Genomic DNA, 13,468 nt, shown 5'->3' with positions numbered 1-13,468 from the left:
CTGGCCGTTGTAAGCTGAGTTGTCATTGGGATACCGATTGCAGTGTGCTGATGGAGGCGGCGCCGACGGGTGGGATGTACGGCAACTGCTCGGCTTCCTCGCCAAGATGCAGGATGCTCGGGCGCACCTCGCGGACTTCGATGTCGATCGTCATCGGCGGCGGTACGAGCGTCACCGAGGCCTTCGGCCACGGTGCCGGATTCGGGCTGACGGCGGTGAACCGATAGGCCGCGGCGATCTCGAGTGCGAGCAATTGCAATTCGAGCATCGCAACCCCCATCCCGGCGCAGGCACGCGGACCGGCACCAAACGGGATGTAGGCGTCGGTGTTGTAGCGTCGCGTCATCAGGAAGCGGTCCGGGTCCTCGAAATGCCTGTCGTCCCGCTGCAACTGCCAGGGGCAGATCAGCAGCGAGGTGCCGACCTTGAGATCGCGGCCGCCGATCGTCACCGGCTGCATCACCTCGCGCGAGAACCACCAGGCGCTGGGATAGAGCCGGCAGACCTCCTTGACCAGCGTTGCGCTGACGTCGGCGCGCCTGACCGCGTCGACGCGCAATTCGCCGTCGTCGCCGATGCAATCGGCGGCCTCGTCGGCGATCTCGTCCATCAGCGCCGGATTGGCCGCCATGTGATACAGCACCCAGGCCGCGGTCGACCCGGTGGTGTGGTGGCCGGCCAGCAGCAGCGTGAGGATTTCGTCGTGCAGGTCGCGATCGCTGAGGCCGAGCGCCTCGAGGTCGCGCAACGCGCTGGTCGAGCCAGCGCTAGAGCGCAGCCGCTGCACCACGGTCGACATCGCGAGCTTGGCGCAAATCCGGTTCTGCCGCCTGCGATACCAGGACACCGGACCAAGCGGCATCACGCGGAACATCTCGTCGGCGAGATCATCCTCGATGGTGCCGACCGCCTGCACCAGGGCCTCCTCGTCGCCGGACGAGATCACCTGCGCGCCGAACACCGCGATGCAGATCGTGCGCAGCGCCAGCGTCGCCGTGAAGCGATGCGGATCGAACGAGCCGAGCCGCGCCAGCTTGGCACCGACCGCGCGGATTTCGGCGCACATCTGCGGCAGGTATTTTTCGACGTTGCCCTTGGCCATGTGCTTGTGCAGCACCGCACGCCGGCGCTTATGCTCGTCGCCATGGAGCATCAGCGAGCTTTGGCCGAGCACCGGCGAAAGCTTCTTGATCAGCCGGCCCTTGCCGACGTCGGTCTCCGGCGCCTTCAGGATCGGGCGGATCAGGTCGGGATCGTTGACCAGCAGGACCGGCGCCGGCCCGAGATGCAGCGGCACCAGCCCGAGCGGCGCGCCCTTGCCACGCTCAAGCAGGAATTTGAGCGGGTCGCTCCGGAAGGCTCGAACGTCCGAGAACATGTGTGGCATCGTGAATCTCCAATTGCCGTCCAAGGTCGATGAATTTGCTCAGGCCGGGATTGCCGGCGCGATCGAGCGGGATCTCGCCGGCGAGCGCCGTCAGCGGGCGGCCGAAGCGATCGTTGCCGATCACTTGCGGTGGACCGTAGCGGTGGGTCTGGATGCGCATCCGCGCGAGGAAGCGCTCGTAGGTAAGGTCGGCCATCGCCACCAGCGCGTCCGCACCGCGCAATTCGGCGAAGCGAAACATCAGGGCGTAGTTGACGCGCGCAGCCGATGCCGTGACCCCGGGCAACACGCCGAAACGACTGATCTCCCAAGCGTCACGTCGGCTGGGAAAGCGACGCTGCGCAAGCTGCGGGAAGACCGATTTGGTGAGATAGGGATAGTCGGTGCGGATGGCGCGGAAGCCGCCGATCAGCTCCGAACCGAGAAACAGAAGACAGTGCTCCGTATACCAGACGTCGAACTGGTCACGCTCGACGTCCCCTGTCGTGGTCAGTATCCAGCCGCAATGGTCGACGAACAGCCGCTTCCGCAGCCTGAGCAACGCCTGAACATGCGCCGGATGGCGCTCCTCGGTCGTGACGAGCGCATGGTATTCCCCTAGTGGGTGCGACATTCCCTCCGCCTCCAGATGTCGCCGGCATCTGGGACAAAAAGGCTTAATTGTGATACCCCGGAAACCGGGGTTTTACTCAATGGTCTTGGAAGAAGCGATTACGAGTATCGAGGCGTCGAGCACGATCGACGAGCTTCGACTCTCGCTTCATCGCATCATTCAGGACTATGGCTTCGCCAGTTTTGCCTTCATCGATGCGGGCCGGCCCGAACTCGATCTACCCTACCATACCGGCACCTACGCGCCGGCATGGGAGCGCGCTTACATCCAGAACGACTTCGTCCATGCCGATCCGGCATTGACCCGGGTCCGGCGTACCAACACACCGTTTCACTGGGGCGAGCTGAAGCTGCCGGAGCGGCAGGGCCGCAAGCGGCCGCCGGAATTGAAGATGATGGAGGCCGCGCGCGACCAAGGCTTTCGTCAGGGCTTCGTCGTGCCCTTCCACTATCGCGACCGGCTCGGTGCCGTGCACTCGAGTTCGACGGTGTTCTTCTGGGAAGACCAGCCGCGCGACTTCGACAAGTTGTTCATCTGCCACCGGCACGAGCTGCATCTGTTGATGATCTACTGGGTGCAGCGGGCGATGGACATCGTCAACCGCGACCAGCGCAACGCGCCGACCATCCTCAGGCCCGCCGACGCCGCCGAGACGATCAAGCTCACGGGGCGGGAAAAGGAAGTGATGGCTTGGGCGGCGCGCGGCAAGACCGTGGCGGACACCGCGCAGATTCTCGGTATTTCGCCAGAAACGGTGGAAGGTTTCATCAAGCAGGCATTGCGGAAGCTCGAGGCGTCCAACAAGACCCACGGGGTGGCGAAGAGCATCGCACTCGGGATCATCGACCTGTGAGCGGCGCCACAAAACCCACCGAGATCGTTTTTCCCGGTTGGGTCCGCTTGACTCATCGCCTCTTGATTGCATTCGGGCACGATCTTGCTAATAAGGCAAAGGCCGGATGACGCGGATGCGAGCATGTCAGACCGTGATGTGCACGCCGGAAGCGCACCTCGCGCGACGGGGCGGCTGGATTGGAGGTGCGGAGCTGCATGTCACCCGGTCGTCGATCCGGATGAACCGCACAAGGTCTTCGACGGCGAACCGCCGGTTCATTTGTTGGCGAGATTCGTCAGAATACTGTCCACGAACGTTGCTGGAGATCGCCTGAGCGCACCATGAGCACATCGCAGGACGACCAGATCGATCAACTCGTGCAGGCGCGCTGGCGCGCGATCGGGCTATCGCAGGGTGATCTCGCCGAGATCTTGTGCTCGGAGTCCTTGCCGGCCAGGACCGGCGTCGCCGAGGCGGCGAAGATCGATGCCGGCCGCCTTGCAAATGTCGCCGAGATGCTCGGGATCGCCGCCGCCACGCTCAATCCCCAGACCGCCGGCGCCGCGCAGCCTGGGAGCGGCAGCCAGTCGACGGAATCGCTACAGTCCCTGCTCGAGCTGCGCATGTTGCGGGTGTTCCGCGAGGTTCAGGACTCCGACACCAAGCGGATCCTGATCGAGCTCGCCGAGCAGATCGTCAAGCGCCAGGGCACGCCGCCGCAAGCCGGCTGAGGCGCGTAAGGGGCCTTCGCGCATGGTCGCGATGCGTCCGTCCCCATTGATGGACTAGCGGAATCCGTGTCTGTCACGGGAGCCGGGGAGATTTATACCGGCCCGGCGTCGTCGGCCGGGCGGGCCACGGCGTTGCGAACCCCGGGCCCTTCGAATGTCTGTCTCCGATTCCCCCACAACGCCGGCGTCCGGCTCCTGGATTGCCAACCAGCCGTATTTGCTGCTGTGCATCACCGCGATGTGCTGGGCCGGAAATGCGATCGTCGGCCGGCTCGCCGCCGGCCACATCCCGCCGGTGACGCTGTCGTTCCTGCGCTGGTTCGTGGCTTTCCTGATCATCCTGCCATTTGCCTGGAAACACCTCGCGCAGGACTGGGCCGCGATCCGCAAGAATCTCGGCATGATGATGCTGCTGTCGTTCACCGGCATCAGCGCCTTCAACACGCTGCAATACTGGGCGCTCGAGCACACCCAGGCGCTCAACACGCTGCTGCTGCAATCCTCCGTGCCGCTGATGGTCGCGGTGTGGTCGCTGGTGCTGCTCGGCATTCGGCTGACGCTCGGCCAGCTGCTCGGCGTCCTGCTGTCGCTCGCCGGCGTGCTGGTGATCCTGCTGCACGGTGATCTCACGACGCTGTCGAAGATCGAGTTCAACAAGGGCGATCTGATCTTCATCGTCGCACTGCTGATCTTCGCGCTGTATTCGGTGCTGAGCCTGAAGCGGCCGCGCATCCACGGCCTGTCGGTCGCTGCCTTCACCTTCGGCTGCGGCGCGCTGTTCCTGGTCCCGTTCCTGATCTGGGAACTCGGCGCCCGGCCGGTGATGCAGCTCACGACCACCAATCTGCTGTCGCTGTTCTATGTCGCCGTGTTCCCTTCGACGTTGGCCTATCTGTGCTTCAATCGCGGCGTGCAGCTGATCGGCGCCAACCGCGCCGCGCCGTTCTTCCACATGGTTCCAGTGTTCGGCACCGTCATGTCGATCGTGTTCATCGGCGAGCATCCGCAAGCCTTCCATTTCATCGGCTTTGCGCTGGTGCTGGCTGGCGTCTTTGCGGCGTCGCGGAAGCCGGCGGCGGCATGAGCGGATCGCGGTGACTATTGGCGGCAAATCCGCTATCTCCTAGGGTCTGCTTCGCGGACGGACCTTGACGCATGGCGCGCGCCAGCAATCTGTTGATCGGCACCCTGACGCTGGCCCTCGTCGCCGGCTCCCTTGGCGGCTGGCTGGGCTATCAGCGCTACGCCGGCATCAAGCGGATGGTGCCGTTCCGCGTCGTGTTCGAGGGCTCGGCCTCCGGCTTGCGCCGCGGCGCCAGCGTCAATTTCGCCGGCGTCAGGGTCGGCGAGGTGGTCTCGATCAGGCTCGACCGCCACCGCGTGGTGGCGATGACACGGATCGAGGGCAACGCTCCGATCAGGAAGGACACCCAGGTCGGTCTCGAATTCCAGGGCCTGACCGGGATCGCCTCGATCTCCTTCACCGGCGGCACCGACGACGCCCCGCCGCCGCCGCTTGGCGCCGACGGCATTCCCGAGCTGACCGCCGACGCCGAAGGCACGATGGGCATCCAGGAGAAGCTGCGCGTCGCGCTGCGCAATGTCGACCGCGTCATCACCGAGAACGAGGCCGACATCAAGGACTCGCTGCTCGGGCTCGAGAACTTCACCAACTCGCTGTCGGGCAATGGCGAGCTGATCGCCGGCTTCATCGACGCCGCCGACGACGGCATCAGCACGGTCGACGCCAAGCTGACCTCCGCCGACAAGTTCCTGAAGAGCTTCGGCAGCGACAAATATGGCGGCGAGCTGCTGCCGACCGTGATCTCGCTGCGTGAGCTGATCCAGAGCTTCGACAAGAAGTCCGGCACCATGATCGCCGAGACCCGCAGGACGCTCAGCGACGTCAGCCAGTCCGTCAATCAATTCAATCAGAAATTTGTCGGGCCCGCCGGCAGACGCTAACCTCTTCTCCGAACCAAGAACCAAGAACAACGGAAACGCTCACCGTGCACGACCGGACCGCAGCCCCTTCACCGCCGCCCGCAACCGTCACCCGCGCGGCGCCCGCCGTGCCGCGGCAGTTGCGGCGCTACCTCACGCTCGACGATTTCGAGCCGCAGGCGCGGCGGTTGCTGCCGAAATTCCTCTATGGCTACATCTCGGGCGGCGCCGAGACCGACGCCGCACGGACCGACAATCGCAGGGCGTTCGACGAGTATGGCTTCGTGCCGCGCGTGCTGAACGACGTCTCCGGCCGCGATCAGACCACGACGCTGTTCGGCAAGTCCTACGCCTCGCCGTTCGGGATTCCACCGATGGGATCCTCGGCGCTGTGCGCCTATCGCGGCGATATCGTGCTGGCCCGCGCCGCGGCCGCCGCCAACGTCCCGATGATCCTGTCGGCCTCATCGCTGATTACGCTCGAGGACGTTCGCGCCGCCAACCCGCAGGCCTGGTACCAGGCCTATCTGGCCGGCCTCCCCGAGCGGATCGAACCGCTGGTCGACCGCGTCGCGGCGGCCGGCTACGACACCTTCGTCGTCACTGCCGACGTGCCGGTGCCGCCCAACCGCGAGAACAACATCCGCAACGGCTTCCAGGTGCCGCTCGAGATCACCCCGCGCGTATTCTGGGACACCATCACCCATCCCGACTGGCTGCTGAACACCTGGGCACGCACCGTGCTCAACCATGGCATGCCGCATTTCGAGAACATGGACGCCAAGCAAGGTCCGCCGGTGCTGTCCAAGAACCTGATGCGCAATATCGGCAGCCGCGACCAGCTCGCCTGGAAGCATGTCGAGCTGATCCGGAAGCGCTGGAGCGGCAAGCTCGTGGTCAAGGGACTGATCTCGCCGGAAGACGCGCGACTGGCGCGCGAGCACGGTTGCGACGGCGTGATGGTCTCCAACCATGGCGGCCGCCAGCTTGACTACACCGTCTCTGGCCTTCGCACGCTGCCGGAGATCGCGGCGCAGAAGGGCAACATGACGGTGATGATGGACGGCGGCATCCGCCGCGGCACCGACGTGATCAAGGCGCTCGCGCTGGGGGCCGATTTCGTCTGGGTCGGACGCCCGTTCCTGTACGCCGCCGTGGTGGCCGGCGAGGCCGGCGTGGCGCGCGCGATCTCGCTGCTGCATGCCGAGATCGACCGCGACCTCGCGCTGCTCGGCATCCGCAGCCTGAAGGAGATCACGCCCGACCTGGTGCGGAAGTTTTAGAGAGGATTCGCCACCGCGGGCGCGCACGGTCAAAATATCGAAAACAACCCCATGCAAAGGAGTTGACGGCTACCCGGCGCCTGACGAGACAGCTTGACCCGACGGGCAACTCAGGATTATATTTCCAATATTCCGAAATCGTGCAAGCACCCTCGCCCGCGGGGCTGTCGCGCATACCGCGAGCGGGAGAAGCAATGAACGCTCAGGCATAGCGCGCCGCTCCCATGCACAGCGCGGTGATGGTAAGCAGCGTGGCAGCGATGCGATGCGCGACCGCCAGTCGCGAACGTCCGGCTGATTGATCGCCCGCTCCGTTGCGCATCTGCCTGATGGCACCGCCGCCGACGATGATCTGCACGGCGATCGCCGCCAGCGCGGCGATCGCGCCACCCGCAAGGATCTGCTCGGACCGCCCGAAGGAGCCCTCATGAACCAGTTGCCACAGCGTCGCGCCGGTCACGATCGCGACTGTCGCGGCGCCGATTTGCGGAACCAGCAGCTTCTCGCCGCCGAGGCCGCCGGTGCGCGCCAAAGTGAAGCTGGAGCCAGCCCAAAACACCGATGACAGGACGTGAAGAGACAGGGCTATGATGAGGATGCTCTGCATGATGTTGCTCCAAACCGGTATCAGAAATTAGATATACAGTATGTATAGTCAATATGACCAAAGCAAGGCAACCCGATGCCGCCGCGCAGCTATGTGAGCCCGGCGCGCAGCGCCGCGGCGACCGAGACCCGCGAGCGCGTGATCGAGGCGGCCTCGCGCGCGCTACGCGAAGGCGAAAGCATCGCGCGCTTCTCGCTGGACACGGTGGCGAAGGCCGCCGGCGTGACCCGGCTCACCGTCTACAACCAGTTCGGCTCGCGGCGCGGGCTGCTCGAGGCCGTGTTCGACGAGATCGCCCGTCACGGCGGACTACATCAGCTCCCCGACGCCATGACGATGGCCGATCCGCGCGCCGGACTCGACCGCATTGTCGAGATCTTCTGCGGCTTCTGGAGCCGCGATCCCGCGGTCGGCCGGCTGCATGACGCGATGGCGACCGATCCCGAATTCGCCGAGGCCCTGCGCGAGCGCAACGAACGCCGCCGCCGCGGGGTCGCGGCATTGATCGGCCGTATCGCGTGCAAGACAGCATCGCAGCAGGCCCGCAAGGACGCCATCGACCTGATCTTCACACTGACGGATTATCCGACCTTCGCCTCGCTGAGCGCGGGCCGGTCGCGGGACGAGGTCTGCCGCGTCGTACAGGCGGCCTGCCACGCGGCGCTTGTGCCGCTGTCGCCCTCAAACCCGTCATCCTGAGCATGGTCCATCAGCGGTCATTGCGAGGAGCGATGGCGACGAAGCAATCCATCGCTCCGCATACGCGGTAAAGTGGATTGCTTCGCTCCGCTCGCAATGACGCGGGGAGAACCGCGGTCGACCTCACCCCAGCTTGAACTTGCTGTAGGCCTCGCGCGTCGCGATGATGACGTGCTCCTCGCAGCCATTGCGGCGATGCGGGTCGCAGCGGTTCTCGTAATCGGCTGACGTCATCATGTCGATGAAGGCCGCGACGCTCGGGTAGTAGACCAGCGCGAGATAGTCCCAGCGCTGGCCGTCCGGCTCGCCGAGCGCAACCGTCTCGGCGTTGCCGGTCCACAACAGCGTGCCGCCGCGCGCCTTGATCATCGGGACCGTGAGCGCGCTGTAGCGCAGATAGGCATCCCAGCCCGAACCGTCGCCGTCGGCCGAGCGCTGCCGAAATCGCATCAGGTTGACCATCACGACCGGCGCCTGCCGATCCAGCTCGTTCAGGCCTTTGACGTTCAAGAGATCGACACCCATCAGCTCCTGCCCCATTCCGGAATAATACGGTCGCTTCGGTCCGGCCACTTCGGTCCGGCCGCAACGATTATGTCACATCGCCGGACTAGCCTGAAATATCGCCGGGCCGTAAGCTCGCGTCAGCTCTCGGAGGTCAAGGCCGTGATGACCCTTCCCGAACTTGCGGCCGACGCGCTCGGCAAATTCCTCGGCGAGTACATGCAGCGCCGGTTCGGCTCTTCACAGACCCAGTTGGTGGAGATGGTGCCATCGATCGCGCGGATCGCGCTCGAATGCATCGGCAACAGCGACGCGCTCTATCACAATGTCGAGCACACCATGCTGGTGACGCTCGCCGGCCACGCCATCCTGCGCGGCCGCGCGCTGCATTCGCACATGAGCGCCGAGGACTATGCGCATGTCATCATCGCCTGCCTCACCCACGACATCGGCTATGTGCGCGGGCTGTTCGACGCCGACGACCAGGACGGTTATCTGGTCAATGCCGAAGGTCGCAAGGTGATCCTGCCGCGCGGCGCGTCGGATGCTGCGCTGATGTCCTATCACGTCGACCGCTCCAAGATCTTCGTGATGGAGCGGCTCAAGGGCGTCGCCCAACTCGACAGGGATCGTATCGCGCGCGCCATCGAGGGCACGCGCTTTCCGCTCAGCGCCCCCGAGGCGGACGGCGATCTCGGCGAAGAGGCCACCTTGCTGCGCGCCGCCGACCTGATCGGCCAGCTCGGCGATCCGCACTACATCCGCAAGGCCAACGCGCTGTACATCGAATTCGAGGAGGCCGGACTGAACCGCCAGCTCGGCTACGATTCGCCGGCCGACCTCGTCGACCTCTATCCGCGCTTCTACTGGGACAGCGTCGCGCCGCATGTGCAAGCCGCGATCCGCCACCTCAACATCACCTCCAGCGGGCGGCAATGGATCGCCAATCTCTACAGCAACGTGTTTCGCGCCGAACGCGATATCTCGCTGTCGGGGCCGCAGAAATAGGCATCGTGCCAGTGCGTCCGGCCCTACGCAAAACTATCCCCGTCATCCTGAGGAGCGCGTAGCGCGTCTCGAAGGATGCACGGCCCGACCGGTGGCCGTCGATCCTTCGAGACGCGCGTACCGCGCTCCTCAGGGTGACGGTGATAATTCTTGCTCGTGGCAGGATGACGTCTCGGGCGGGTGGCCTCGGCGATATATCGCGCTGCCGGCACGCATGGCTCCAATCCGCACTTTCGTCTTGTCGCGGCGGTGGATTCGGGCACAACATCAACCAGGTAATGACCGCCTTGCCCGCACCTGCAACAACGCCGCGCCGTTCGCCGCTGCACTGGCTCAACAACCAGCCCTATTTGCTGCTCAGCCTGACGTCGCTGTTCTGGGCCGCCAATATCGTGCTGGCGCGGCATGTCGGCAGCCATGTGCCGCCGGTCACGTTGACCACAATCCGCTGGTTCGGCGTATTCCTGATCCTGTTGCCGTTCGCGTGGCCGCATCTGAAGCGGGACTGGCCGAAGCTGCGCGGCGCCCTGCCGCTGATGCTGCTGCTGTCGGCGGTCGGTTTCGCCTTCAACAACGCGATCTCCTACTGGGCCATGCAATATACCGAGGCGCTGAACGCGCTGCTGATCCAGTCGGCAGGGCCGCTGTTCGTGGCGCTGTGGTCGCTGATCCTGTTCGGCGTGCGGCTGACTCCGGCGCAGCTTGCCGGCATCGCGATCTCGCTCGCCGGCGTCCTGACCATCATCCTGCGCGGCGATTTCTCGGCGCTCGCCAGCATCTCCTTCAACCGGGGTGACATCATGTTCGGCGCCTCGCTGGTGTCGTTCGGGCTCTATTCGGCGCTGATCCCGCGGCGGCCGAAGATCCATCAGCTCTCGCTGATCTCGTTCACCACCTGCTGCGGCGCGTTGATGTTGCTGCCGGTGGCGATCTGGGAATTCGCCAATGGCGTGACGCTGAAGCTCGACCTGCTGACCTTCGCCACGCTGGGCTACACGCTGATCTTCCCGTCGACGCTGGCCTATCTGTTCTTCAACCGCGGCGTCGCGCTGATCGGCCCGAACCGCGCGGCGCCGTTCTTCCATCTGGTGCCGGTGTTCGGCTCGGCGATGGCGATCCTGCTGCTCGGTGAAACCCTCGCGCCGTTTCATCTGATCGGCTACGCCCTGGTGCTGGCCGGCGTCGTCATCGCCTCGCGGCAGGGGTCGGCGAAAGGACCTGCAAAGAGCTAGCGGCGCCCGGCCGTCACCGCGATCAACGGCTCCCGCTTCCCTCTTTTGGCGGAACTGACAACCGGCAATGCCGTGCGTGGCTGCCTGCTCAGGCTGTCGGTCACGAAATCGATGAAACTCCTCACCTTCGCCGGCACGTGATTACGCGAGGGATAGAAGACGTAGAGCGGGTAGCGCTCGTCGGACCAATCCGGAAACAGCTCGACGAGTGCGCCGCCCTTCAGGTGATCGTCGAGGCCGAGATCGATCACCTGGGCGATGCCAAAGCCGGCCAGGCAGGCGCCCAGCTTGGTGCCGGAATCGGTCACCGTGAGCCGCCCATTGACTGCCACCGGCAACACCTCGCCGCCGCGCCAGAACTCCCAATCGAAGGGCCGTCCGGTCGCCGGGTCGATCGCCAGGATGCATTGATGGGCATCGCTTGCCAGATCAGCCGGATGAGCCGGCCGCCCATGGCGCCTGATGTAAGCGGGAGAAGCGACGGTGAGGACCCGCGCATCGAGAATCCGGCGCGCGATCAGGGCCGACGGCGCCGGCTCGCCGAAGCGCACCGCGAGATCGAAGCCGTCGCTCACGAGGTCCGCGATGCGGTCACGGGTCTCGATCCGCAACTCCATCGCCGGATTCTGAAGCAAGAACTCGCTCAGTTTCGGCGACAGGACGATGCGGGAGAACAGCGGGTCGACATTGACCCGAAGCCGACCGCGAATGGCACCGCGTGATTTCGAGGTCTCGGCCGCGGCCTCGCCGATCCCGGCCAGATGCTGCGCGACCCGCTCGCAGAGCGCACGTCCTTCCTCGGTCAGATCGACGGCGCGGCTCGTGCGGTGGACCAGCCTGGTGTCGAGACGCGCCTCGAGCTTGGCGATCGCCTTGCTGACGCCGGACTGCGTCATGCCAAGCCGCTCGGCGGCCTTGCCGAAACTACGCGCGTTCGCCACGGCCGCGAGAACCACGAGCCCGCCGACGAGCCGACCGTCAACTTCGTCCATGTCGATGCCTCTCAGTCATCGATGAGATGACAGCCCAGTCGTAGCACTCCGCTGCCACATCGGCCACTGTCAGCGCAGATCACCGGTTCGATCCGGTGAGGTCAGCGCCACATCATCGCCCAAGGAGATTCTGCAATGAACGACATCCAGGCCATCGCATCCGCGATCGATGGCTATTTCAATCTGATGTATGACGTCGACGACAGCCGGTTTCGCGACGTGTTCGCCGACGCCTGCATCGTGCACGGCATCCGGGACGGCAAGCACACGGTGCGGTCGGCGGCGGAATTCCGCGACTTCATCCAGAGCCGTCCGTCGCCGGCATCGATGAAATCGCCGCGCGAGGAAGCCATCATCAGCATCGACCAGACCGCGCCCGATCTGGCCATCGCCAAGGTGCGCGTCCGGGCCGGTCAAACCGGCTTCGTCGACCATCTCGTGTTTCACCGGATCGACGGCAGATGGCTGATCACCACCAAGGCATTCCATGTCGCGCAGGTCTTCGCGGCGGGATCGTAACCATCCCTCGCCAGGCGCGTGCGGCGATAAGCTGCTCCCACCACGGCTTCCGCGGCCGTGGTGGGCGAGCTAGGTTCCCGCCCGCGGGCCGGCCCAGGCCCGACGCGGGGGAACGACGATATGATTGCGCGATTGAAACGATGTTGGCGAGCAGTCGCCGCTGCGGCAATGCTCATGCCGCTTTCCGGGATTGCGGCTGCCGAGGCACCTTATCCCACCCGCAACGTCACGCTGGTGCTGCCATTCGCCGCTGGCAGCGGCACCGACACCACGACCCGCCTGATTTCCAAAGAGCTCGGGGTGGCACTCGGCGTCGGCATGGTGATCGACAACCGCGCGGGCGCCAACGGCTCGATCGCGGCGAACTATGTCGCCCGCTCCGCCGCCGACGGCTACACCCTGTTCGTCACCACCAACACCACCCACTCGGCCAATCCGTATCTGCTCAAGATCATGAATTACGATCCGATCAAGGATTTCACGCCGATCGCGCGCACCGGCGACCTGCCCTTCATGCTGGTGATCCATCCGGATATCCCGGCGAACTCGGTCGCCGAGCTGATCGCGCTCGCCAAGAAGGAGCCGGGCAAATACTCCTATGCCAGCGGCTCGTCATCGGCGAGCGTCTCCGGAGCGACCTTCGCCCGCCTCGCCGGCATCGACCTGCTGCATGTGCCCTACAAGAGCTCGCCGCCGGCACTGACGGATGTCATCGCCGGCCGCATCTCGATGATGTTCATCGACGTCCCGACCGGGTTGCCGCACGTCAATGCCAAGACGCTGAAACCGCTCGCCGTCACCACCAAGCGAAAGTCCGCGCTGCTTCCGGACCTGCCGACGATGGACGACACCGTCAAGGGTTTCGACATCACCTCCTGGCAAGGCTATCTCGGGCCCGCCAACATGCCGAAGGATGTCGTCGCCAGGCTGAATGCGGAGATCCGCAAGATCGTCGAGCGGCCCGACATCAAGAGCCAGCTCGCCGAACGCGGCATGGAAGCATTTTCCGGCACGCCCGAGGAGTTCGATGCCTTCCTCAAGGAGCAGCTCGTGCTGTGGGAAAGGCTGATCGCCGACGCCGGGATCGAGAAGCAGTAGACGGATCGAAACGCGA

Annotated in this window: 15 protein-coding genes; 10 read left to right on the top strand and 5 right to left on the bottom strand. The window is 65.1% G+C overall.

The features are described from left to right. Window positions 1–22 precede the first annotated feature (22 nt). On the bottom strand, window positions 23–1,387 hold the full coding sequence (locus tag CWS35_RS12795; RefSeq protein ID WP_244442272.1) for a cytochrome P450: 1,365 nt from the start codon (window positions 1,385–1,387) through the stop codon (window positions 23–25). Then, a complete protein-coding gene (locus CWS35_RS12790) occupies window positions 1,326–2,000 on the bottom strand; it encodes an acyl-homoserine-lactone synthase (protein WP_024582943.1) in 675 nt (224 codons plus the stop codon). The genes CWS35_RS12795 and CWS35_RS12790 overlap by 62 nt, the downstream gene beginning before the upstream one ends. 79 nt (window positions 2,001–2,079) lie before the next feature. Between CWS35_RS12790 and CWS35_RS12785 the strand changes: the two genes are divergently transcribed. The 5 genes from CWS35_RS12785 to CWS35_RS12765 all read left to right on the top strand — a co-directional run bounded on the left by CWS35_RS12785 (window position 2,080) and on the right by CWS35_RS12765 (window position 6,793). Beyond that, the gene (locus CWS35_RS12785) at window positions 2,080–2,853 is read left to right on the top strand and encodes a LuxR family transcriptional regulator (protein ID WP_100952078.1); all 774 of its coding nucleotides are present in this window, start codon (window positions 2,080–2,082) and stop codon (window positions 2,851–2,853) included. 323 nt (window positions 2,854–3,176) lie between these two features. Next, window positions 3,177–3,566, top strand: a complete 390-nt coding sequence (locus tag CWS35_RS12780) for a hypothetical protein (RefSeq protein WP_100952077.1) — start codon at window positions 3,177–3,179, stop codon at window positions 3,564–3,566. A gap of 154 nt (window positions 3,567–3,720) precedes the next feature. Next, window positions 3,721–4,650: a DMT family transporter gene (locus CWS35_RS12775; RefSeq protein WP_100952076.1), complete on the top strand. Its 930-nt coding sequence runs from the start codon at window positions 3,721–3,723 to the stop codon at window positions 4,648–4,650. Window positions 4,651–4,721: 71 nt separating this feature from the next. Further along, window positions 4,722–5,531, top strand: a complete 810-nt coding sequence (locus tag CWS35_RS12770; protein WP_024582939.1) for an MlaD family protein — start codon at window positions 4,722–4,724, stop codon at window positions 5,529–5,531. Between the two features lie 107 nt (window positions 5,532–5,638). Further along, complete coding sequence (locus CWS35_RS12765) at window positions 5,639–6,793, top strand: alpha-hydroxy acid oxidase (protein WP_100952075.1); 1,155 nt, start codon at window positions 5,639–5,641, stop codon at window positions 6,791–6,793. Window positions 6,794–6,995: 202 nt separating this feature from the next. Here the strand turns inward: CWS35_RS12765 and CWS35_RS12760 are convergent, their stop codons facing one another. Then, window positions 6,996–7,400 (bottom strand): hypothetical protein, encoded by a 405-nt coding sequence (locus CWS35_RS12760; protein ID WP_168226316.1) that lies wholly within the window; start codon window positions 7,398–7,400, stop codon window positions 6,996–6,998. A gap of 75 nt (window positions 7,401–7,475) precedes the next feature. Between CWS35_RS12760 and CWS35_RS12755 the strand changes: the two genes are divergently transcribed. Next, a complete protein-coding gene (locus tag CWS35_RS12755) occupies window positions 7,476–8,099 on the top strand; it encodes a TetR/AcrR family transcriptional regulator (RefSeq protein ID WP_024582936.1) in 624 nt (207 codons plus the stop codon). 123 nt (window positions 8,100–8,222) lie between these two features. On the opposite strand, the gene CWS35_RS12750 is transcribed toward CWS35_RS12755, so the two are convergent. After that, a complete protein-coding gene (locus CWS35_RS12750; RefSeq protein ID WP_024582935.1) occupies window positions 8,223–8,624 on the bottom strand; it encodes a DUF1330 domain-containing protein in 402 nt (133 codons plus the stop codon). A gap of 141 nt (window positions 8,625–8,765) precedes the next feature. On the opposite strand from CWS35_RS12750, the gene CWS35_RS12745 reads away from it, so the two are divergent. Next, window positions 8,766–9,611: a hypothetical protein gene (locus CWS35_RS12745; RefSeq protein ID WP_024582934.1), complete on the top strand. Its 846-nt coding sequence runs from the start codon at window positions 8,766–8,768 to the stop codon at window positions 9,609–9,611. A 278-nt stretch (window positions 9,612–9,889) separates the two neighbouring features. Then, window positions 9,890–10,843, top strand: a complete 954-nt coding sequence (locus tag CWS35_RS12740; RefSeq protein ID WP_024582933.1) for a DMT family transporter — start codon at window positions 9,890–9,892, stop codon at window positions 10,841–10,843. Here the strand turns inward: CWS35_RS12740 and CWS35_RS12735 are convergent. Next, entirely contained in the window at window positions 10,840–11,835 is a 996-nt protein-coding gene (locus CWS35_RS12735) for a LysR family transcriptional regulator (protein WP_100952073.1), read from the bottom strand. The genes CWS35_RS12740 and CWS35_RS12735 overlap by 4 nt on opposite strands. Before the next feature lie 135 nt (window positions 11,836–11,970). On the opposite strand from CWS35_RS12735, the gene CWS35_RS12730 reads away from it, so the two are divergent. Together CWS35_RS12730 and CWS35_RS12725 are read left to right on the top strand one after the other, a co-directional pair. Then, a complete protein-coding gene (locus CWS35_RS12730) occupies window positions 11,971–12,354 on the top strand; it encodes a nuclear transport factor 2 family protein (protein WP_024582931.1) in 384 nt (127 codons plus the stop codon). Between the two features lie 120 nt (window positions 12,355–12,474). Then, window positions 12,475–13,452, top strand: coding sequence for a tripartite tricarboxylate transporter substrate binding protein (locus CWS35_RS12725; protein WP_100952072.1), 978 nt, complete (start codon window positions 12,475–12,477; stop codon window positions 13,450–13,452). The last annotated feature ends 16 nt before the right edge of the window (window positions 13,453–13,468 follow it).

Source organism: Bradyrhizobium sp. SK17, from assembly GCF_002831585.1.
In the GTDB taxonomy this organism is placed as follows: Bacteria; Pseudomonadota; Alphaproteobacteria; order Rhizobiales; family Xanthobacteraceae; genus Bradyrhizobium.
The sequence above is the reverse complement of the archived record's forward strand: the minus strand, read 5'-3'. Positions and strand labels throughout refer to the sequence as shown.